Genomic DNA, 23,462 nt, shown 5'->3' with positions numbered 1-23,462 from the left:
AAGCGAAAAACCGGATGACAGGGGCAAGACCTTTGCCTTCTTTGGGGCGTTTGCCAAAGAAGGTCGCCCGAGGGGGCGAAACAAGAAGTCCCAGCACACGCCGAAGCGGCGCGAAACACCAAAATCAAAAGCATCGCGGACGGAGTCCGCTCCTACAAAGGCAACGCGGCCATCCCACCGAATGGTCCTCATCGATCACCGCTCCCGCAACGCCTCCGCCTTGGCCCGCAGGATGGGCTTGAGCAGATAACTCAGGATGCTCTTCTTGCCGGTCATGATGTCGACGGTGGCAATCATCCCGGGGATGATCAGCAGCGGCTTTTCATCGGTGCCCAGGTGGCTTTTTCGGGTGCGCAGCTTGATCAGGTAGAAACTGTTGCCGTCATCGTCGGTGACGGTGTCCGCGCCGATCTGCTCCAGGTCCGCCTCCAGTCCGCCGTAGATGGTGTAGTCGTAGGCGGTGAACTTGACCATCGCGTGCTGCCCCGGCCGCAGGAAGGCGATGTCCTGGGGACGGATGCGTGCTTCCACCAGCAGGGTGTCGTCCAGCGGAACGATCTCGATGAGGTCGCTGCCCGGCTGGATCACGCCGCCGATGGTGTTGACCAGCAGTTGCTTGACGATGCCGCGCACCGGCGAGGTGACCAGGGTACGGCTGACCCGGTCTTCCAGGGCCTTGCCGGTAGCCTCGGCCTTGCTCAGCTCGGTGCGCGCCTCGTTGAGCTCCTTCAGCGCCTCGCTGCGGAAGCGCGAACGGGTCTCGGCGACCTTGCGCTCGACTTCCTTCACCGCCGCCTCGGCACGGGGAATCGCCAGGGTGGTGGCATCGAGCTGGCCACGGTTTTCCACTTCCGAGCGCTTCAGGCGAAGCAGCTCCACCTGGGACATGGCGCCCTGCGCCACCAGCGGCGAGGACATGGAGATTTCCTGGCGCAGCAGTTCCAGGCTGTTGCGGTATTGCGACTGCTTGGAGACGAACTCGCGCAGCTCCTGCTGCTTCTGCACCAGTTGCTGCTCAAGACCGGCGACTTCGTCCTTGAGCTGCTGCTGGCGGCTGTGGAACAGCGCTTCTTCACTGCTGGCCTGGCCCGGCACCTTGGCGCGCACGTCATCGGGAATGTTCAGCGCGCGATCTTCCACCTCGGCGGACAGCCGCTCCACGCGCAGGAACATCGCCAGGCGGTCGGCCTCGGTCTCGCCGACGTTGGACTGGAAGCGGGTCGGGTCCAGGCGCATCAGCGATTGGCCGGCCTGCACCACCTCGCCCTCGCGGACAAAGATCTGCGAGACGATGCCGCCCTCCAGGTTCTGGATCTTCTGCACCTTGGACGAGGGGATGGCCTTGCCTTCGCCGCGGGTCACTTCGTCGATCTGCGCGAAGTGCGCCCACAGGCCGAGGAACAGGACGAAACCGATCAGCACCCAGATGGTCAGGCGCACGACGCGCGGCGCGTCTTCCACCAGCGCCTTGCTGACTTCGGGTAGCGGCTGGCCGGAGAGGTTGTCGCCGCCCTTGAAATAGCCACCGATGGCGTGGCGAATACTGCCTTTGGGATCAAGCGACACTGATCTGCCCCTTCTTCAATGCGTCCATCACCACATCCTTCGGACCGTCGGCGATGATGCGTCCCTTGTCGATGATCACCAGGCGATCCACCAGGCTGAGCATGGAGGCGCGGTGGGTAACCAGCAGCAGCGTCTTGTCGCCGATCAGCGCGTGCAGGCGCTGTTTCAGTCGCTCCTCGCCGGCGTTGTCCATGGCGCTGGTGGGTTCGTCGAGCAGCAGGATCGGCGGGTCGAGCAACAACGCGCGGGCCAGGGCGACGTTCTGCCGCTGGCCGCCGGAGAGGTTCAGGCCGCGCTCGCCGACCTGCAACTCGTAGCCCTGCGGGTGCAGGCGGACGAACTCGTTCACCCCGGTCAGCTCAGCCACTTCCAGCACACGCTCGTCGTCCACGTAGCGCGCACCCGACACCAGGTTGTCGCGCAGGGTGCCGCTGAAGAGGCTGATGTCCTGCGGCACGTAGCCGATGTTGTGGCGCAGCTCGCTGATGTCGAGCTGGCGCACATCGGCGCCGTCCACCAGGAGATTGCCCTTGTCCGGCTGGTAGAGGCCGACGATCAGTTTGGCCAGGGAGCTCTTGCCCGAGCCGCTGCGGCCGACGATGCCAACCTTCTCGCCCGGGCGGAACTGCAGGTTGATGCCGTGCAGCGCCGCCACCTGCTGGTTCGGGTAGACGAAGTCCAGATCGCGCATCTCGATGCCGCCGAGCAGTTGCGAACGGGTCAGCGGACGCTCGTCGGCGCTGCGTTCCTGCGGCAGTTCCATCATCTGGTTGGTGGTGTGCATGGACAGGCGCGCCTGCTGGTAGCGCTGGATCAGCCCGGAGAGCTGGGTCAGCGGACCGAGGGCGCGGCCGTTGAGCATGTAGCAGGCGATCAGGCCGCCCATGGAGAGGTCGCCGGCGATGATCAGGTAGACCCCGCCAATGATCATCACCACCCCGGCCAGCGCCTGGATCAGCACGGTGCTGTTCATCGCCAGGGACGACAGCAGCTTCACCCGCAGTTCCAGGCGACTCAAGGTGCCGATGGTCTGCTCCCAGAGGTACTGGCGTTCGCTTTCGGCGTTGTTCACCTTCACCGCATCGAGGCTGGCGAGGGTCTCGATCAGGCTCGACTGACGCTCGGCTGACAACGCCATGGTGCGGTTCATGGTTTCCACCAGCGGCTTCTGCAGTATCCAGCCCAGGCCCGCGGCCAGCGGGAAGGCCACCAGCGGGACGAACACCAGCGGCCCGCCGATGATGCCGATCACCAGCAGGATCAGCAGGGTGAACGGCAGGTCGATCAGGGTGGTCAGCGTCAGCGAGTTGAGGAAGTCGCGCAGCGTCTGGAATTCATGGATGTTCTGCGCGAACGAGCCGACCCGCGCCGGGCGGTATTTCATGCTCATGCCGACGATGCGCTCGAACAGCGTCGCCGAGATGATCAGGTCGGTCTTCTTGCCGGCCAGGTCCAGGCACAGGCCGCGCATGGTCTTGAGCAGCAGGTCGAACAGGTAGGCGCCACTGATACCGATGGCCAGCACCCAGAGGGTGGCAGCGGCCTGGTTGGGCACAACGCGGTCGTAGACGTTCATCACGAACAGCGGCGCGGCCAGGGCGATCAGGTTGATCACCAGGCTCGCGGCCACCGCATCGACGTACAGCCAGCGCGAGCGCTTGAGCGTGTCGCGGAACCAGCTGTTCACACGCGGAATGAGCTCGCCGTGCTGCAGGTCGAACTTGTGCTGCGGCTGGGCGAAGAACGCCTGGCCGCTGTAATCCTCGAGCAGCAGCTCGCGGGACACACGCACCTCGCCGCCGTCGCTTTCGCTCAGCAGCAGGCGCGCCTGGCCATCGCTTTCCCAACCCAGCAGCACCGCGCAGCGACCTTCGCGCAGCAGCAGCATGGCCGGCAGCGCAAGCGCCGGGATCTGCTCCAGGCGTCGTTGCAGGAGCCGGCCCTGCAAACCCGCGCGGGCCGCAGCACGGGGCAGCAGCTCGGCGGACAGGCGCTGCTCGGGCAGCGGCAGGCCACTGGTGAGCATCGCCCGGCTGGCCGGCTTCTGGTGCAGCTGACAGAGCGTCAGCAGGCTGTCCAGCAGCGGGTCATCGAGCAGACCGCGTGGATCGTGACGTGAGGAAACTCGACTGACTTCTTGATCCACGCGGGGACACTCTTGGTTGGGACTGGCTGGGTTGGGACAGTGAACCGGCTCAGTTCAGGCCGGGCAGCTGGACCTGCGGCTTGACGTCGTTGCTCACCACGGTCGCCATCGGCGCCACCACGCCCTGGCTCTTGAGCAGCTCGCCCAGGGTGGCCTTGATACGGTACTGGGTGAACAGCTCGGTGTACTGCAGATCGACCGCGCGGCGCGAAGCGTTGAACAGTTCGTTCTCGCTGTCCAGCAGATCGAGCAGGGTGCGCTCGCCGATGGTGAACTGCTGCTGGTAGGCCTCGCGCACGCGGGTGCTGTAGCTCACGTACTGGCGGGCGATCGGCAGCTGCTCGCGGGCGTTGGCCAGGGCGTTCCAGGACAGTCCGAGTTCTTCGTTCAACTGGCGCAGGGCGTTGTTGCGGATATCCAGTGCCTGGGTGGCCTGGTAGGACTTGGCTTCCAGCTCGGCCTTGTTGCTGCCGCCGGCGAACAGGTTGTAGCGCATGCGCAGCATGGCCTGCCATTCGTTGTTGTGGCCCGGATCGCCGTCGATGTTGTTGTCGGCACCGGTGGACAGTTCCGCATCGAAGCGCGGGTAGAAGGTCGACTTCGCCGCGTCGTACTGCTTCTCGGCCGCCGCCACGTCCGACTCCGCCGAACGCAGGATCGGGCTGTTTTCCAGCAGCTGGCGACGCGCCGCCTGCAGGTCGGCCGGCAGCTGGCCGTTCAGGCCGGACGGTTCGGCCAGGTCCACCGGCTCGCTGCCCACCACGCTGAAGTAGTTGGTGCGGGCGTCGGCCAGGTTGGTCTTCTCGGTGAACAGGTTGTTCTGCGCCTGGGCCAGGCGCGCCTCGGCCTGGTCCTGGTCGGCCAGACGGCCAACGCCACGCGCGCTGCGCAGGCTGATCTGGTCATACACCTGCTGGTGGCGCTTCAGGTTCGCTTCGGCCAGACGGACCATTTCCTGGCGACGCAGCACGTCGGTGTAGACCTGGGCCACTTGCAGCGCGGTGCGCTCGGAGGTGCCGAGCAGCGAATAGGCGCGGGAGTTCACGGTGGCCTGCTGGCGGCCCACTTCGCTGGACGTGGCGAAGCCGTCGAACACCATCTGCTGCAGACGCAGGCTGGACTCGCCACGGCTCATGGTCTTCCAGTTGTCGTTGCCTTCGGCGCGGGTGGTGGGCGAATCGGTGCCTTCGCGACCGTAACCACCCAGCAGGTCAACCGACGGCAGGTAGCCACCTTCGGCGGCACGCAGTTGCTTGTCGGCGGCCAGTCGGCTGTTCACGCCAGCCTGGATTTCCGGGTGGTAGTCGATGGCCTTCTGCATCGCCTGGTTGAGCGTATCGGCATGGGCGGGAAGCACGAATGACAGGGCAAAGGGCACTACGGAAGCGAATCGCAGACGCATGAAGAAACATCCTTATCAATGGGATTGCGGCAGCGATTCGATTGCCGCAAAGAGCGTCAAAAGACCGGCGAATACGCTGCGAGGACCAGTCGGAAAACGTGACCAGTTTCACGAAAATAATTTTGAGAGGCGCTTCGATATCAAAGTGACATCGATTTGCCAATTGTTTAGGATGGCACGCGAATGGTCAATACATTGGCATATGCGCAATTTCGATCCGATATAAGCCAAGTTATTGACGCCAAAAATCTCGCTCTGAATGACAAGGGAATGCCCTGGCGCCGGATTGGATACGGCAGCCCAGCCGGCACGCCATCAGGAGAAGTGCATGAGCAGCGTCGTCGCCGTCGTCAAAAGCATCATCGGCCAAGTGGTTGCGGTATCCCCCGAAGGCGCCCAGCGCGTCCTGGTCGAAGGTGACCGCATCTACCAGGGTGAGCAGTTGGTCACCGGCGCCGCCGGTGCCGTGACCCTGGATACCGGCAACGGCCACCTGGTCGACCTGGGCCGCGACAGCCAGTGGAGCGGCGCTGACCTGCCGCACGCGGCGCCCGCGCAGGCGCAACTCTCCGTACCGAGCACCGAGGACCTGCAGCAAGCCATCGCCGCCGGCCTCGACCCGACCCAGGCCCTGGCGCCCACCGCTGCCGGTCCGGCAGCCTCTACTGGCGGCTCCGGTGCCGTTGGCGGCGGCCACAGCTTCGTGATGCTTGGCGAGACGGCCGGCCGGGTCGCCCCGAACATCGGCTTCCCCACCGCGAACGACGGCCAGGCGTTCGCCCGGCAACAGCAGGAGCAGGGCAACAACGGCCAAGGCCAGCGCGCGCCGAACCATGACCCGCGTGGACAGGACGCCAGCATCCGCACTGACGAAGACACGCCGGTCAGCGGCCAGCTGCGCGCCAACGACCCGGACGGCAATCCGCTGCGCTTCGACCTCGCCGACGCCCCGCGCAATGGCACCGTGGTGGTCAATCCCAACGGTTCCTACACCTACACCCCCGGCCAGAACTTCAACGGCAGTGACCGCTTCACCGTAATCGTCAATGACGGCCAGGGCGGCCGCGACACCATCACCGTCAACGTTGGCGTGAACCCGGTGAACGACGCCCCGGTTGCCGCCAACGACGGCCCGGTTGCCGTGACCGAAGACACCCCTGCCACCGGCAACGTGCTGAGCAACGACCACGATGTCGATGGCGATGCCCTGGCCGTCACCGGCTTCACTTTCGGCGGCAACAGCTACGCCGCCGGCCAGACCGCGACCATCAACGGCGTTGGCTCGCTGGTGATCAACGCCAATGGCAGCTTCACCTTCACTCCGGCGCAGAACTACAACGGCCCGGTGCCGAGCGCGACCTACACCGTCAGTGACGGCCGGCTGACCGATTCCGCCCAGCTGAGCTTCGGCAATGTCAGCCCGGTGAACGATGCGCCGGTCACTGCCGACCAATCGCGCACCACCGCCGAAGACACTCCGGTCAGCGGCCGGATCGTCGCCACCGACGTCGACCACGACACCCTCAGCTACACCCTGAAGCCGGGCTCCGAGCCGACTCACGGCAGCCTGGTACTGAACCCGGCGACAGGCGAATACACCTACACCCCGGCCAAGGACTACAACGGCACCGACAGCTTCATCGTGGTCGTAAGCGACGGCCATGGCGGATCGGTGGAGTCGGTCGTCAAGCTCAACGTCACCCCGGTGAACGACGCACCGGAAACCGCCGACCAGTCCAGGGCCACTCCCGAAGACACCCCGGTCAGCGGCCAGATCGTCGCCACCGACGTCGACCACGACACCCTCAGCTACACCCTGAAGCCGGGCTCCGAACCGACTCACGGCACCCTGGTGCTGAACCCGGCAACCGGCGAGTACACCTATACCCCGGCCAAGGACTACAACGGCGCTGACAGCTTCACTGTGGTGGTGAGCGATGGCCATGGCGGCTCGGTGGAGTCGGTCGTCACCCTCAATGTCACCCCGGTGAATGACGCGCCGATCGCCGCGAATGACGGCCCGATCGCCGTGACCGAGGACACCCCGGCCACTGGCAACGTGCTGACCAACGACCACGATGTCGACGGCGACGCCCTGACCGTTACCGGCTTCAGCTTCGGCGGCAACAGCTACGCCGCTGGCCAGACCGCCACCATCAATGGCGTTGGTTCGCTGGTGATCAACGGCGACGGCAGCTTCACCTTCACCCCGGCCCAGGACTACAACGGTCCCGTGCCCACCGCGACCTACACCGTCAGCGACGGCCAGTTGACCGCCACCGCCGACCTGAGCTTCGCCAACGTCACCCCGGTGGACGATGCGTCGGTACTGACCCCGGATACCAAGACCGTCGCCGAAGACACTCCGGCCATCGGCAACGTGCTGAGCAACGACCACGATGTGGACAACGTCCTCAGCGTCGCTAGCTTCAGCATCAATGGCGTACAAGGCAGCTTCACTGCCGGCCAGAGTGCCAACATCAACGGCGTCGGCTCGCTGGTGATCAATTCCGACGGCACCTACACCTTCACTCCGGTGAAGGACTGGAACGGCTCGGTCCCGGAGATCACCTACACCACCAACACCGGCAGCAGCTCCACGCTGAACATCACCGTCACTCCGGTGAATGACGCTCCGGTTGCTGTGAATGACGGCCCGGTTGCCGTGACCGAAGACACCCCGGCCACCGGCAACGTGCTGAACAACGACAGCGATGTCGACGGCGACGCCCTGACCGTCACCGGCTTCAGCTTCGGCGGGAACAGCTACGCCGCTGGCCAGACCGCCACCATCAATGGCGTTGGTTCGCTGGTGATCAACGGCGACGGCAGCTTCACCTTCACCCCGGCCCAGGACTACAACGGTCCCGTGCCCACCGCGACCTACACCGTCAGCGACGGCCAGTTGACCGCCACCGCCGACCTGAGCTTCGCCAACGTCACCCCGGTGGACGATGCGTCGGTACTGACCCCGGATACCAAGACCGTCGCCGAAGACACTCCGGCCATCGGCAACGTGCTGAGCAACGACCACGATGTGGACAACGTCCTCAGCGTCGCTAGCTTCAGCATCAATGGCGTACAAGGCAGCTTCACTGCCGGCCAGAGTGCCAACATCAACGGCGTCGGCTCGCTGGTGATCAATTCCGACGGCACCTACACCTTCACTCCGGTGAAGGACTGGAACGGCTCGGTCCCGGAGATCACCTACACCACCAACACCGGCAGCAGCTCCACGCTGAACATCACCGTCACTCCGGTGAATGACGCTCCGGTTGCTGTGAATGACGGCCCGGTTGCCGTGACCGAAGACACCCCGGCCACCGGCAACGTGCTGAACAACGACAGCGATGTCGACGGCGACGCCCTGACCGTCACCGGCTTCAGCTTCGGCGGGAACAACTACGCCGCTGGCCAGACCGCCACCATCAATGGCGTTGGTTCGCTGGTGATCAACGGCGACGGCAGCTTCACCTTCACCCCGGCCCAGGACTACAACGGTCCCGTGCCCACCGCGACCTACACCGTCAGCGACGGCCAGTTGACCGCCACCGCCGACCTGAGCTTCGCCAACGTCACCCCGGTGGACGATGCGTCGGTACTGACCCCGGATACCAAGACCGTCGCCGAAGACACTCCGGCCATCGGCAACGTGCTGAGCAACGACCACGATGTGGACAACGTCCTCAGCGTCGCTAGCTTCAGCATCAATGGCGTACAAGGCAGCTTCACTGCCGGCCAGAGTGCCAACATCAACGGCGTCGGCTCGCTGGTGATCAATTCCGACGGCACCTACACCTTCACTCCGGTGAAGGACTGGAACGGCTCGGTCCCGGAGATCACCTACACCACCAACACCGGCAGCAGCTCCACGCTGAACATCACCGTCACTCCGGTGAATGACGCTCCGGTTGCTGTGAATGACGGCCCGGTTGCCGTGACCGAAGACACCCCGGCCACCGGCAACGTGCTGAACAACGACAGCGATGTCGACGGCGACGCCCTGACCGTCACCGGCTTCAGCTTCGGCGGGAACAACTACGCCGCTGGCCAGACCGCGACCATCAACGGCGTTGGTTCGCTGGTGATCAACGGCGACGGCAGCTTCACCTTCACCCCGGCGCAGGACTACAACGGTCCCGTGCCCACCGCGACCTACACTGTCAGCGACGGCCAACTGACCGCCACCGCCGACCTGAGCTTCGCCGACGTCACCCCGGTAGACGATCCGTCGGTGCTGACCCCGGACACCAAGACCGTCGCCGAAGACACCCCGGCCACCGGCAACGTGCTGAGCAACGACCACGATGTGGACAACGTCCTCAGCGTCGCTAGCTTCAGCATCAATGGCGTACAGGGCAGCTTCACTGCCGGCCAAACCGCCACCATCAACGGCGCCGGTTCGCTGGTGATCAACGCCGACGGCACCTACACCTTCACTCCAGTGAAAGACTGGAACGGCTCGGTCCCGGAGATCACCTACACCACTAACACCGGCAGCAGCTCCACGCTGAACATCACCGTCACGCCGGTAAACGATGCACCGGTTGCCCAGAATGACGGTCCGGTTTCGGTCACCGAAGACACCCCCGCCACCGGCAACGTGCTAGGCAATGACAGCGATGTCGACGGCGATGCGCTGACCGTTACCGGCTTCAGCTTTGGCGGTCATGACTATGCCGCCGGCCAGACCGCTACCATCAATGGCGTTGGCTCGCTGGTGATCAACGGCGACGGCAGCTTCACCTTCACCCCGGCGCACAACTACAACGGCCCGGTGCCCAGCGCGACCTACACCGTCAGCGACGGCCAGCTGACCGCTAACGCCCAGCTGAGCTTCGCCGATGTCGCCTCGGTGAATGACGCGCCGATCGCCGCGAATGACGGCCCCGTCGCCGTGACCGAGGACACCCCGGCCACTGGCAACGTGCTGACCAACGACCACGATGTCGACGGCGACGCCCTGACCGTTACCGGCTTCAGCTTCGGCGGCAACAGCTACGCCGCTGGCCAGACCGCCACCATCAACGGCGTTGGTTCGCTGGTGATCAACGGCGACGGCAGCTTCAACTTCACCCCGGCCCAGGACTACAACGGTCCCGTGCCCACCGCGACCTACACCGTCAGCGACGGCCAGTTGACCGCCACCGCCGACCTGAGCTTCGCCAACGTCACCCCGGTGGACGATGCGTCGGTACTGACCCCGGATACCAAGACCGTCGCCGAAGACACTCCGGCCATCGGCAACGTGCTGAGCAACGACCACGATGTGGACAACGTCCTCAGCGTCGCTAGCTTCAGCATCAATGGCGTACAAGGCAGCTTCACTGCCGGCCAGAGTGCCAACATCAACGGCGTCGGCTCGCTGGTGATCAATTCCGACGGCACCTACACCTTCACTCCGGTGAAGGACTGGAACGGCTCGGTCCCGGAGATCACCTACACCACCAACACCGGCAGCAGCTCCACGCTGAACATCACCGTCACTCCGGTGAATGACGCTCCGGTTGCTGTGAATGACGGCCCGGTTGCCGTGACCGAAGACACCCCGGCCACCGGCAACGTGCTGAACAACGACAGCGATGTCGACGGCGACGCCCTGACCGTCACCGGCTTCAGCTTCGGCGGGAACAACTACGCCGCTGGCCAGACCGCGACCATCAACGGCGTTGGTTCGCTGGTGATCAACGGCGACGGCAGCTTCACCTTCACCCCGGCGCAGGACTACAACGGTCCCGTGCCCACCGCGACCTACACTGTCAGCGACGGCCAACTGACCGCCACCGCCGACCTGAGCTTCGCCGACGTCACTCCGGTGAACGATGCACCGATCGCCGTGAATGATGGCCCCGTCGCCGTGACCGAAGACACCCCGGCCACCGGCAACGTACTGAACAACGACAGCGATCCGGAAGGCGATGCCCTGGCCGTCACCGGCTTCAGCTTCGGTGGCAGCGACTATGCCGCCGGCCAGACCGCTACCATCAATGGCGTTGGCTCGCTGGTGATCAACGGTGATGGCAGCTTCACCTTCACCCCGGCGCACAACTACAACGGCCCGGTGCCCAGCGCGACCTATACCGTCAGCGACGGCCAGCTCACTGACACCGCCCAGCTGAACTTCGCCGATGTCACTCCGGTGAACGATGCACCGATCGCCGTGAATGACGGCCCCGTCGCCGTGACCGAAGACACTCCGACCACCGGCAACGTGCTGAACAACGACAGCGATCCGGAAGGCGATGCGCTGACCGTTACCGGCTTCAGCTTCGGTGGCAGCGACTATGCCGCCGGCCAGACCGCTACCATCAATGGCGTTGGCTCGCTGGTGATCAACGGTGATGGCAGCTTCACCTTCACCCCGGCGCACAACTACAACGGCCCGGTGCCCAGCGCGACCTATACCGTCAGCGACGGCCAGCTCACTGACACCGCCCAGCTGAACTTCGCCGATGTCACCCCGGTGAATGACGCTCCGGTCGCCGCGAACGACGGCCCGATCGCCGTGACCGAGGACACCCCGGCCACCGGCAACGTGCTGACCAACGACCACGATGTCGACGGCGACGCCCTGACCGTCACCGGCTTCAGCTTCGGCGGCAACAACTACGCCGCTGGCCAGACAGCGACCATCAACGGCGTTGGTTCGCTGGTGATCAACGGCGACGGCAGCTTCACCTTCACCCCGGCCCAGGACTACAACGGCCCGGTACCGAGCGCGACCTACACCGTCAGCGACGGCCAGCTCACCGACACCGCCCAGCTGAACTTCGCCGATGTCACTCCGGTGAACGATGCACCGATCGCCGTGAATGATGGCCCCGTCGCCGTGACCGAAGACACTCCGGCCACCGGCAACGTGCTGAACAACGACCACGATGTCGACGGCGACGCCCTGACCGTCACCGGCTTCAGCTTCGGCGGCAACAGCTACGCCGCTGGCCAGACCGCCACCATCAACGGCGTTGGTTCGCTGGTGATCAACGGCGACGGCAGCTTCACCTTCACCCCGGCCCAGGACTACAACGGTCCCGTGCCCACCGCGACCTACACCGTCAGCGACGGCCAGTTGACCGCCACCGCCGACCTGAGCTTCGCCAACGTCACCCCGGTAGACGATCCGTCGGTGCTGACCCCGGACACCAAGACCGTTGCCGAGGACACCCCGGCCACCGGTAACGTGCTGAGCAACGACCACGACGTGGATAACGTCCTCAGCGTCGCCGGCTTCAGCATCAATGGCGTACAAGGCAGCTTCACTGCCGGCCAGAGTGCCAACATCAACGGCGTCGGCTCGCTGGTGATCAATTCCGACGGCACCTACACCTTCACTCCGGTGAAGGACTGGAACGGCTCGGTCCCGGAGATCACCTACACCACCAACACCGGCAGCAGTTCGACGCTGAACATCACCGTTACGCCGGTAAACGATGCACCGGTCGCCAATCCTGACAGCGCCACCGTCTACGAGGACAACGCGGTCACCATCGATGTGCTGCACAACGACACCGACGTCGACGGCGACCCGCTGACCGTCACCGGTGCCAATGCCAGCAACGGCACCGTGGCGATCAATAGCGACGGCACCGTCACCTACACGCCGAAGGCCAACTTCAGCGGCACCGACACCATCACCTACACCATCAGCGATGGCCACGGCGGCACCTCCACCTCGAAGGTAGATGTGACAATCATTGCCGTGGCGGACAAGCCGAGCCTCAGCCTCGACAGCAGCAGCGGCCACCCGCCGGCTACCGGCCTGACCCTGGAGAGCTGGACCGGTCTGGCGCTGGGCACCAATGGCAGCGGCGCCGCTCCGTCCACCCTGCAGTCGGTCATCGATGGCGCCGGCACGCCCAACAGCAGCAGCTCCACCAACAGCGTGAACAACGCCAGCGTCAGCGCCGGCACCGCCAACAAGGTCAGCGGCCTGATCTTCCTCGAAGCCGGCCACACCTACACCTTCGCCGGCACGGGCGATGACAGCGTCCGCCTGGTCGTCGGCGGCACCAACGTCGCCGAAGCCACCTGGGGCGGCACCAGCGGCAAGTTCAGCGGCACCTTCACGCCCACCGAGAGCGGCTACTACACCCTCGCCCTCTACCAGCACAACCAGAGCGGGCCGGGTAATTTCAACCTCACCTTCTCCGACAACGGCAGCGCGCCGCAGACCCTCGGCACCGGCAACGCACTGGTCTACCACAACACCGGCGAGCTGACCGGCGCGGGCGAACGCCTGAGCGACCTGGTCGGCAGCAATGGCCAGGGCCACTACACCGTCTTCGGGGCCAATGAAGGCAACGAAGACACCAGCATCCCGCTGTCGAAGATCAACGCGGCGCTGGTCGATACCGACGGTTCGGAAAGCCTGTCGATCAGCATCGGCGGCATTCCCAATGGCGCCACCCTGAGCGATGGCATCCACAGTTTCACCGCCGACGCCAACCATGGCAGCGTGGACGTCACTGGCTGGAACCTTTCCACCCTGACCTTCACCCCGCCGGCCAATGCCAATGGCACCATCACCCTGCAGGTAAGCGCCACCGCTACCGAAGCGAGCAACCACGACCAGGCGACCACGACCCTGCCGCTGGACATCCACGTACATGCAGTCAACGACGCCCCCAGCGGCGCCGACAACACCATCACCCTCAATGAGGATGGCAGCCGCTCGTTCAGCGCCGCCGACTTCGGCTTCACCGATGTGGACCAGGGCGACAGCCTGAGCGCCGTGCGCATCGATGGCCTGCCGACCGCCGGCAGCCTGACCCTCAATGGCGTGGCGGTCATCGCCGGCCAGGTGATCGCCGCCAGCCAGCTGGGCGGCCTGGTGTTCACCCCGGCGGCCAACGCCGCCGGCAGCCATTACGCCGACTTCACCTTCTCGGTGAAAGACGGTGCCGGCGCCTTCGACCCGACGCCGAACACCATCACCCTGAACGTAACCCCGGTGAACGACGCGCCGCTGTCGGCGGATGCCACGGCCAGTATCTACATCGGCAAGACCTACACCTTCGGGCTCAAGGACTTCGCCTTCAGCGATACCGCGGACTCCGCCAACGGCCAGTCGCATAGCCTGCAGGCCGTCATCATCAAGTCCCTGCCGGACTCCGGCGCCCTCTGGCTGAACGGTAGCAAGGTGGTGACCGGCCAGGCCATCGACCCCAGCGCCATCGCCAGCGGCAAGCTGACCTTCGTACCGGACGCCCTGGGCAGCAACGCGCACTTCGACTTCGCCGTGCAGGACAGCGGCGGCACCACCAACGGCGGCGTGGACACCTCGGCCACCCACGGTTTCGACATCCATGTCGGCCAGGTGCAGATCCCCGGCAGCACCCCCAACGGCGACAACAACCTGGTCGGTGGCCCGGGCGATGACGTGATCCTCGGCGATGTGGGCGGCACCCTGACCGTCACCCAGCCGGGCACCAACTACAACATTGCCCTGATCGTCGATACCTCCGGCAGCATGGGCTACAACCTTGCCGGAGTGTCCGGCGCGGCCTACACCGACTCCCGGATGAAGCTGGTCAAGGATGCCCTGATCAACCTGGCCAACCAGCTCAAGGGCCACGATGGTGTGATCAACATCGCCCTGATCGGCTTCGACAGCACCGCGAGCCTCAAGGTCAGCGTGAATGACCTGACCGCTGCCAACATCAATCTGCTGACCGACGCCATCGGCAACTCGCAGTACCAGGGCCTGCAGGCCGGCGGCGGCACCAACTACCAGGCAGCGTTCGGCCAGGCGGTGATCTGGTTCAATGACCACAAGAACGGCAGCGAGAACCTCACCCTGTTCCTCACCGACGGCGACCCGACCGAGTCCTCCGGCAACGGCAACCTGATGCAGAACACCACGCAGGCCTTCGCCAGCCTGTCGGAGCTCAGCCAGGTCCGCGCGATCGGCATCGGCACCAATGTCAACGAAGCCACGCTCAAGTACTTCGACAACACCAATGTCACCGGTGCGGGTTCGGTGACCTATTACAAGGGCGCCACTCTGTTCGACTTCGAGGGCAGCACCAGCCTGCCCTCGGGGTGGAAATCGACCACCGACGGGAACGGCTCCGTCAGCATCAGCGGCGGCAAGCTGCAGTTGATGGACACCCACGTCAAGAGCGGCGCCAGTACCGCCATCAGCTCGAATCTGACGGTCGCGGCGGGCAAGACCTCGACCTTCAGCTTCGACTTCAGCAAGAGCATGAGCAAAGGCGACCAGTTCACCTGGACGCTGGAGAAGCAGCGCGCCGATGGTGGCTGGGATCAGGTCGAGCAACACGCGATCGCCTTCAATACCAGCGGCAGCAACTTCACCACCAATACGGTGGGCGAAGGCACCTATCGCCTGGACTTTGAGCTCAACGATTACACGAGCAAAGGCAACGGCGACAACGCCACCGTCACCATCGATAACATCACGCGCATCGACCTGGTCACAGCCCCGGTCGGCCAGGTGGATATCGTCAAGCAGGCCAGCGACCTTACCGCCGCCCTGCACGGCGGCTCCAGCAGCTCGGACCTGGCGCCTTCGGGCAACGACACCATCCACGCCGGCTCGGGTGACGACATCGTCTTCGGTGACAGCATCAACACCGACAACCTGCCCTGGGGCGTCAACGGCAACCCGGTCAAGCCGGCCGAGCTGCCGGCGGGCTCCGGTGTCAGCGCGCTGTCAGCGTTCCTGGAGCTGAAGAACGGCCACGTGGCGACCTCCGAAGAGATGTACAGCTTCATCAAGGAGAACCATGCGCTGTTCAACGTCGACGGCGACACCCGTGGCGGCAGCGACAACCTCTACGGTGGCGAGGGCAACGACATCCTCTACGGCCAGGGCGGCAACGACTTCCTGTTCGGCGAGGGTGGCAATGACATCCTGTTCGGCGGCACCGGCGACGACCAGCTCACCGGCGGCAAGGGCAACGACATCCTCACCGGCGGTGCGGGTGCAGACACCTTCATCTGGAAGGCGGGCGATATCGGTAACGACATCATCACCGACTTCAAGGCCGGCGAAGGCGACCGTATCGATATCAGCGACCTGCTGCCGGATGCCGCGCACAACGACATCCTCAGCTACCTGAAGGTGGACACCGCGACCTCGACCCTGCAGGTGAGCACCACCGGCCAGGTCAATAGCGGCGCGGACGTCACCATCAAGCTGAGCGGCGTCGACCTCTCCACCTACGGCTCGAACCCCACCGATATCGTCAAGCAACTGGTGGCGGGCTCCGATCCCGTGGTCAAGACTGAGCATCACTGATTCCCCGTTGCCGACCGGCAACGAACGAGTCAGGCTCTGCCATCGCGCCAGCGGCGCCATCCTTCGGGCTGGCGCCGCTGGCGCCCTATCACTTCCGACAATGGGGACGGGCCGATGCTGTACATCCAGCGCAACGCCGAGGGGAAACTGGCGCGCGTCGAAGACGCCGAGTTCGACGGAATGACCGGGACGCTGCCGGCCGACCATCCGGACATCCTGGCCTGGCAGGCCGCCGAGAGCAGCCTGCTGCACCTCAAGCAGAGCGACCTGGACATGATCCGGGTGCTGGACGACCTGATCTCGGTACTGATCGCCAAGGGCGTCATCCGCATCACCGACCTGCCGCCAGCGGCGCGCTCCAAGCTGCTCAACCGCACCCAGGCCCGTGAGGCTCTGGGCGGTCTGACCCGGCTGATCAATGACGAAGAGGAAACGGGGCTGATCTGAGCCCCGCTTTCGATCCTGGCTCGGCGTTCACTGATGCGACGGAATTACCCGTAGGAGCGGGCCACGCCCACGACCAACTCAGCTCTACGTAGGGCGGATAACGCCTAAGGCGTTATCCGCCGTTTTGGCTTTGGGTGTTTCTGCGCCGCTTCAGCGTGTGCTGAGCGATTTTGTTTCGCCCCCTCGGGCGAGTCCCTTTTGTCAAACGTCGGATAGCCGCCCTCACAAAAGGAACCAAAAGGTCTCGTCCCGACATCCGACCCCGGCTTCGCCGGGGTCCCCTCGTTCCGGTATCGCTCCGAGGGTCGGCGTAGAAGGACCATCCCTGGCCCTCTACGCCTCTCGCGGCATCCATGCCGCTCGCTCCTCTGCGCAATACCTCCACTCGGCCTCCTGACGGGACTCTGCGCGCGCCTGGGAGTTTGGCTGCTTCATGCTGGATTGCTCTTCGTAGGATGGTGTGGAGCGAAGCGATACCCATCACGGCGGATAACGCTGCGCGTTATGCGCCCTACGCAGCGCCAGACCATCACGGACGGAGTCCGCTCCTACGGATACATGTTTGTAGGAGCGGACTCCGTCCGCGATCAGCCCCGATTCGCGAGCAAGCTCGCTCCTACAATGAGCCAAGCGCAATAACCCACCCTCACCACGGCGCCGGCCCACCGAACAACTGCCCCTGCGCCCCCTGAATCCCCATCTCGCGCAACACGCGGAACTCCCCGGCAGTCTCCACCCGCTCGGCGATCAGCGGCAGGTCGATGCTGTGCGCGGCGCGCTGCATGGCCTCGATGAACAGGCGCTTGTCGTTCTCCTGATCGATGGCACGGATGTGGCTGCCGTCCACCTTCAGGTAGGCCAGGCCCAGGCGGGCCAGGTTGCCGATCATGCTGAAGCGCCCGCCGAAATGCTGCAGGCTCAGGCTGTAGCCCAGCTCGCGCAGGCGACGGGTCAGGGCTTCGAGTACCGCCTGGGCCGGCAGCTGGTCTTCCTCCAGCTCCAGGGTCAGGCGCCCGGCGAACTTCGGATGCTGGCGCAGCAGGTCGAATACCCGCCCGGTGGCCCACTCATCACGCAGCAGCGCCGCTGACAGGTTCAGCGCCAGCGGCCGGTCGTGCCGGGCCATGTCGGCGAGCACGCTTTCCAGCATCAGCAGGTCGAGCCGCGCGGTCCAGCCGAAGCGGTCCAGCCAGGGCAGGAAGCGCCCTGCGGCGAGGTGACCGCCCTGCCCGTCCGGCAGGCGCGAGAGCACCTTATAATGCAGTATCCGGGTAGGCTCGGTGCAGGCCACCACCGGCTGGAAATACAGCTGGAAGCGCTTGCACACCAGTGCCTCGTCCAGCAGCTGGTGCCAGGCATGACGCTCCTCGGCGACCGGGTTCGCCCCGCTCTGCAGGAATGCCCAGCAGCGCTCGCCTTCGCGCTCGGCCAATGCCAGCGCCTCATCGGCCAGCACCAGCAATGTCTGCGCCGACTCGCCGGAAACGAAGGGCACCAGCCCCAGGCTCGCCACCGGACTGACGTCGCTGGCCCCGGTGCTGGCCAGGGTCGCCAGCATGGTCTCCAGGCGCGTTGCCAGGGCCGGCGCTTCCTCGGGCATCAGCCCCGGCGCCAGCATGACGAACTCGCCGCCACGGCTGCGCGCCAGGGTCAGGCCGGCGCCCAGGCCCTGCCCGGCCAGGCGCAGCTGATCGGCCACTGCCTTGAGCAGCTGGTCGACACGTTGGCCGCCCAGGCGCTGGTTCAAGCCGGCCAGGTCGCGCACCCGCAGGACCACCAGCAGGCCGCTGCCCACCTGGTCCTCGGCACTCAACCGGGCCTGCAATTGCATATCGAAGAAGCGCCGGTTGCCCAGGCCGGTCAGGCTGTCCAGGTAGGCCTCGTCGCGCAGCCGTTCGCTGCGTTCGGCCTGCTCCTGGAACAGCCCCTTGAGCTTCTCCACCATCTGGTTCATCGCCTGAACCACGCGGCGCAGCTCGGGCGTACGCGGCAGCTCCGGCAGGCTGAGGAACTCGCGGCGGGCGATGGCGTGGGACTGTTCCACCATGTAGTCCAACGGCCTCAACTGGCGGCGCAGCAGGATAGCGCCGAGCACGCCGCTGGCCAGGCCGCACAACGCCAGCCAGAGCAGGCTGCCCAGCGCGCTCTGCCAGAGCTTGGCGATAGCGAACATCGGGTGGCTCAGCACCTCGACCCGCGCCGCCTGGGTCCAGCCACGGCTGACGATGGCGTCACCGCCGGCCGAATGCAGGTCGATCAGCGAGACGAACCACTGCGGCACCTTGGCTGCCACCGCGTCCGGCACGCCGGTGCGCTCGACGATCACCTTGCCGCTGGCCTGGTCGATCACGCGGATGCTCTCGAAGTAACCACTGTCGAAGATCGAGCTGACCATCAGCTCGACCATCGCCGGGTCGTCGATGTTCGGCGTCAGTGACAGTCCCAGCGCCGTGGCGGCGTCCTGCGCATGGGAGCGCAGCTGGTTGACGTACTGCTCGCGGGAGCTTTCCAGGCTGACCATGAAGCTGCCGCTGAAGGCGACCACCAGGAACAGGCAGATGGCGATGAGCAATTGCTTGAACAGGGACATCGTGTCTCCACGCTCTCATTCGTTCAGGGGAAAGCCTTCGGCTTTCATTTTCTTCAGCACGTCCTGCCAGCGAGACAGCCGCTTGCTGTCGCCGACCTGCTTGCCACCACTGGCGTTGGCCAGCCACAGGCCCTCGCCGTTGAAGGCATACACCGGCTGCAGGTCGGTGCGCTGGCTGGCCGGCAGGATGCTGCCGATCAGGTTGTCCAGCACCAGCGGCACCGCATCGGGACGGGGGTAGTACGTCAGCACCATGTGCGCCTGGTTCAGGCGCAGCGCCTTGACGTAGGTAATGCGCAGCTTCTGCGCCGGCACGCCGAGATGCCGCAGGCTGATGTACTTGGCGATGGCGAAGTCCTCGCAATCGCCACCGCCCTTGAACAGCGCCTCGACGGGCGTCGCCCAGTAATCCACTTCACCCCACAGGCTGAGGTCATCGGTGAAACGCAGCTGCGCATTGAAGAAGCGGTTGACCGCCTGCAACTGCTCGCGCTCGGGCTGACCGGCGGCATCCTTGAGCATGCCCTGCCAGGCATCGATGCGCGCACGCCCCTCACCGAGCGGGCCGTAGAGCGTTTCGGCGTGCTGCTCGATCAGGCTGAAGTCCCAGGCGTCCGGCTGCCCACCGGCCAGCACGGCGAGCGATACCGCCAGCGCCAGGAGCAGAGCTCCGGGCCGATAACGGCGCAACGCACGGACGAAACGGCTGGACACGATCGCGACTACTCGACTGCGATGGCGCACGCCTCGCTAGGCGTGCGCCGGAGCGGCATGGTGCTGGCTGGTCGCGAAAAAAACAATGGCACAATGCAATCAAGCACTATGCCATTGTCGGTGCGGCGGGAAGTGAGCGGGATCAGCTCTTCTGCGGCGGCGTAACGATGTCGAACCAGAAGTCGAAGTCGTCGAGCATGCCGAACAGCTTCGCCAGCAACAGCGGATTGCCGGAACTCTTGAGCTTACCCTCGAGCACCAGACGCACTGGCGAGACTTCCTTGAGCAGCAGGCGGTTGAGGTCGGCGCGGTCGATGGTGACGGTCTGCCCGGCGCTCTCGCTCTGCACGCCCTTGATGTTGTTCAGGTGCGAATTCTTCAGCTCCAGCAGGTACTGCTCGCTCTTGTCCGGCAGCACCAGGTTGATGCTCAGGTCCTCGCCTTCGGCCTTCTTCGCGTTCAGGCGCACGCCGAGGTAGTCGAACAGCAGGCCGGTATCCATCGCCGCCAGGGCGTCGGAGCTGGTCACCCGCAGCGACGGCAGGTCACGCGGCACGCCATTGCGCAGCTCCTGCGCGGCCACCAGGTAGCTATTGCGCCAGCCGGCGTTCTCCGCCTGGTAGCCGAGCTGCTCCAGAGCGTCGGCCTGCAGGGCGCGCGCGGTCTGGTTGGTGGGGTCGGCGAAGACCAGCTTGTTGACCACCTCGACCACCCAGCGGTACTCGCCCTTGTCGTAGGACTGCTTCGCCAATTGCAGCAGGTGGTCAGCGCCACCCATGAACTCCACGTACTTCTTCGCCGAATCCTCCGGCGCCAGCGGATTGAGGGTCGCCGGATTGCCGTCGTAATACCCCAGGTACTTGTTCACCACAGCCCGCACGTTGTGGCTGACGCTGCCGTGGTAGCCACGGTTGTACCACTCGTTGGCCAGCTCCGCCGGCACCTGGAAGCGCTCGTGGATCTGGTTGATGGTCACGCCCTGGTTGGCCAGGTACAGCGTCTGGTCGTTCAGGTAGCCGTACATGTCACGCTGTTTTTCCAGGGTGCGGACGATGTCGTCATGCCCCCAGCGTGGCCAGTTGTGCACGGCGAACATCACCTCGGCCTTGTCGCCGAAACGGTGCAGCGCCTCGTTGATGTACTTGCTCCAGCCCAGCGCGTCGCGGGTCTCGGCGCCGCGCAGGGTATAGAGGTTGTGCAACGTGCCGGTGACGTTCTCGGCCATCAGCAGCGCCTTCTGCTGCGGCAGCCAGACGTTCATCTCGGCCGGTGACTCGGTGCCGGGAGTGTTCTGGAAGGTAAGCGGCACGCCGTCGATCTCCAGCTCCTGCAGGTCGCCCTCGATCAGCTTCGTCGGCGCCAGGATGCTCAGCGGCCCACGCGCCACGCCCTTGCCGATGGCCATGTCGACCTGGCCCTGCTCGCCCTTTGGCAACAGGGTGCCGTACTGGTAGGTCGCGCGGCGAATCATGGCGTTACCGGCCAGCACGTTCTCCTTGACCGCCGCTTCCATGAAGCCCTTGGGCGCGATGATCTGCACCTCGCCCTTGTCCACCTGTTCCTGGGTCACCAGCCCCTTCACGCCACCGAAATGATCGACGTGGGCATGGCTGTAGATGACCGCGCGGATTGGTTTATGCCCCAGTTCCTGGCTGACCAGTTCATAGGCCGCCTTGGCGGTGGCCGGGGTGGTCAGGGTGTCGATGACGATCCAGCCGCTCTTGCCCTCGACGAAGGTGATGTTGGCGAGGTCGAAACCGCGTACCTGGTAGATGCCGTCGGTGACCTTGTACAGGCCGTACTTCAGGTTCAACAGCGCCTGGCGCTGCAGGCTCGGGTTGATGCTGCCGCTGTCCTTGCCGCTGGTGAGGAAGTCGTAGCTGCCCAGTTGCCAGGCGACGCTGCCATCCTCGTTCTTGATCACCAGGTTGTCCGGACGCTTGATCAGTCCCTTCTCCACCCGGTCGAAATCGGCGCGGTCGGAAAACGGCAGCGACTCACGCACCTTCTGCTGGGCAGCAAGGGTGAACTCGGTGGGTGGCTTGGGTTGCTCAGCGGCAGCGAGCAGGCCGGGGCAGAGGCTGGCCAGCAGAACGGCGGCGGAAAGTCGGGACATCGGTGGACTCCGGATTTTGTTGTTGTGCTCGCACTATGCCGGCCGTCGCGCTAATAATTCCAATGCATTCCAATTTCATAATCGATGCAGGAAGCGCATGAGCGATCTTCGCCAGCTACGCCACTTCGTCGCCCTCGCCGAGCACGGTCATTTCGCCCGCGCCGCCGACGCGGTGAATCTTAGCCAACCGGCCCTGTCGCGCAGCATCCAGGCATTGGAAGCCCAGCTGAACTGCCAGTTGGTGGACCGCAATCCGCGAGGCGTCACCCTCACCGCCCACGGTCGGCTGGTGCTGGAACACGCCCGCCGTCTGCTGGCCGGCGACCACGCGCTGAAGAATGCCGTGCTGCAACTGGCGGACCTGGAAACCGGCGAGCTGCGCCTGGGCGCCGGCCCCTTCCCCGCCGCGCGCCTGATGCCGCAGGTGCTCGCGCGCTACAGCAGCGCGCACCCGAAGGTGTCGATCCTGCTCTCCATCGAGAATTGGAGCGAGTTGCACCGGCGCCTGCTGGACGATGAGCTGGAGCTCTTCATCGCCGACTCCCGCGAACTGGAAGGCGACAGTCGCCTCGATATCCAGCCGCTGCGGGTGCATCGTGGCGTGCTGTTCTGTCGGCCGGGGCACCCGCTGATCGGCACCCAGCCTTCGGTCGAACGCCTGCTCGACTACCCGCTGGCCGGCCCGCGCCTGCCGCGTGACGCCCAGGAAGGACTGGTGCGCAACCTCGGCCGCGAGCAGCCGCTGAGCGTGCAATGCGACGACGTACTGTTGCTCAAGGAGTTGGTGAAAGGCAGCGATGTACTCTGCCTGGCCACCTGGGACGTGGTGGCGGAAGATGTTGAAGCCGGACGCCTGGCCGTGCTGCCCTGGCCCAACGGTAGCGACGCCTCGGCGCGCGGTTCCGCCTACGCCCTGGTGCGCCATGCCAGCCGCAGCCTGTCGCCCGCGGCCAGCCAGTTCGTCGAGTTGTTGCTGGAGGAGGACGCGGCGTTTCGCGCCGCGCCCTAAGAACCTCGTTACGATCTCGCGAGCTAGAGCAGAACAAGGCGCAACGACCAGCGGGAGTAACAGCCGCAGGCTGGCCCGAAGGGTGAGCGGCAGCGAATCAAAACAGGCGAGGGCGCGGAGTTTACGAGCTGTAAATGAGCAGTCCGAGCCTGTTTTTAACGCAGTTATGCCGACGCGCAGCTGATCGTAAACAAGTTCTAACGGTCACG

General features: G+C 65.1%; 9 protein-coding genes. 3 read left to right on the top strand and 6 right to left on the bottom strand.

Annotated elements, in window-relative coordinates; genetic code table 11:
• Positions 1-195 precede the first annotated feature (195 nt).
• The 3 genes from GA645_RS06455 to GA645_RS06445 are packed head-to-tail and all read right to left on the bottom strand — an operon-like array spanning position 196 to position 5,114.
• The gene (locus tag GA645_RS06455) at positions 196-1,566 is read right to left on the bottom strand and encodes an HlyD family type I secretion periplasmic adaptor subunit (RefSeq protein WP_152221020.1); all 1,371 of its coding nucleotides are present in this window, start codon (positions 1,564-1,566) and stop codon (positions 196-198) included.
• Positions 1,556-3,712, bottom strand: a complete 2,157-nt coding sequence (locus GA645_RS06450) for a type I secretion system permease/ATPase (RefSeq protein WP_152221018.1) — start codon at positions 3,710-3,712, stop codon at positions 1,556-1,558. The genes GA645_RS06455 and GA645_RS06450 overlap by 11 nt, the downstream gene beginning before the upstream one ends.
• 49 nt (positions 3,713-3,761) lie before the next feature.
• The gene (locus tag GA645_RS06445) at positions 3,762-5,114 is read right to left on the bottom strand and encodes a TolC family outer membrane protein (RefSeq protein ID WP_152221016.1); all 1,353 of its coding nucleotides are present in this window, start codon (positions 5,112-5,114) and stop codon (positions 3,762-3,764) included.
• 328 nt (positions 5,115-5,442) lie between these two features.
• Between GA645_RS06445 and GA645_RS06440 the strand changes: the two genes are divergently transcribed.
• The gene (locus GA645_RS06440; protein WP_178119496.1) at positions 5,443-16,377 is read left to right on the top strand and encodes a retention module-containing protein; all 10,935 of its coding nucleotides are present in this window, start codon (positions 5,443-5,445) and stop codon (positions 16,375-16,377) included.
• 114 nt (positions 16,378-16,491) lie between these two features.
• Positions 16,492-16,824 carry a tryptophan synthase subunit beta gene (locus GA645_RS06435; RefSeq protein ID WP_152221012.1) on the top strand — a complete coding sequence of 111 codons (333 nt, stop codon included), beginning with the start codon at positions 16,492-16,494 and terminating at the stop codon, positions 16,822-16,824.
• Between the two features lie 646 nt (positions 16,825-17,470).
• Here GA645_RS06435 and lapD read toward each other — a convergent pair.
• The 3 genes from lapD to GA645_RS06415 all read right to left on the bottom strand — a co-directional run bounded on the left by lapD (position 17,471) and on the right by GA645_RS06415 (position 22,244).
• Positions 17,471-19,414, bottom strand: coding sequence for a cyclic di-GMP receptor LapD (gene lapD / locus GA645_RS06425; protein ID WP_152221010.1), 1,944 nt, complete (start codon positions 19,412-19,414; stop codon positions 17,471-17,473).
• Between the two features lie 15 nt (positions 19,415-19,429).
• On the bottom strand, positions 19,430-20,080 hold the full coding sequence (gene lapG, locus GA645_RS06420) for a cysteine protease LapG (RefSeq protein ID WP_372239800.1): 651 nt from the start codon (positions 20,078-20,080) through the stop codon (positions 19,430-19,432).
• Between the two features lie 190 nt (positions 20,081-20,270).
• Entirely contained in the window at positions 20,271-22,244 is a 1,974-nt protein-coding gene (locus GA645_RS06415; protein WP_152221006.1) for an alkyl/aryl-sulfatase, read from the bottom strand.
• Between the two features lie 97 nt (positions 22,245-22,341).
• On the opposite strand from GA645_RS06415, the gene GA645_RS06410 reads away from it, so the two are divergent.
• The gene (locus GA645_RS06410; protein ID WP_152221004.1) at positions 22,342-23,253 is read left to right on the top strand and encodes a LysR family transcriptional regulator; all 912 of its coding nucleotides are present in this window, start codon (positions 22,342-22,344) and stop codon (positions 23,251-23,253) included.
• Positions 23,254-23,462: the final 209 nt, after the last annotated feature.

It is taken from the genome of Pseudomonas sp. SCB32 (assembly GCF_009189165.1).
Classification (GTDB): Bacteria; Pseudomonadota; Gammaproteobacteria; order Pseudomonadales; family Pseudomonadaceae; genus Pseudomonas.
This window is presented reverse-complemented; position numbering and strand designations above follow the sequence as displayed.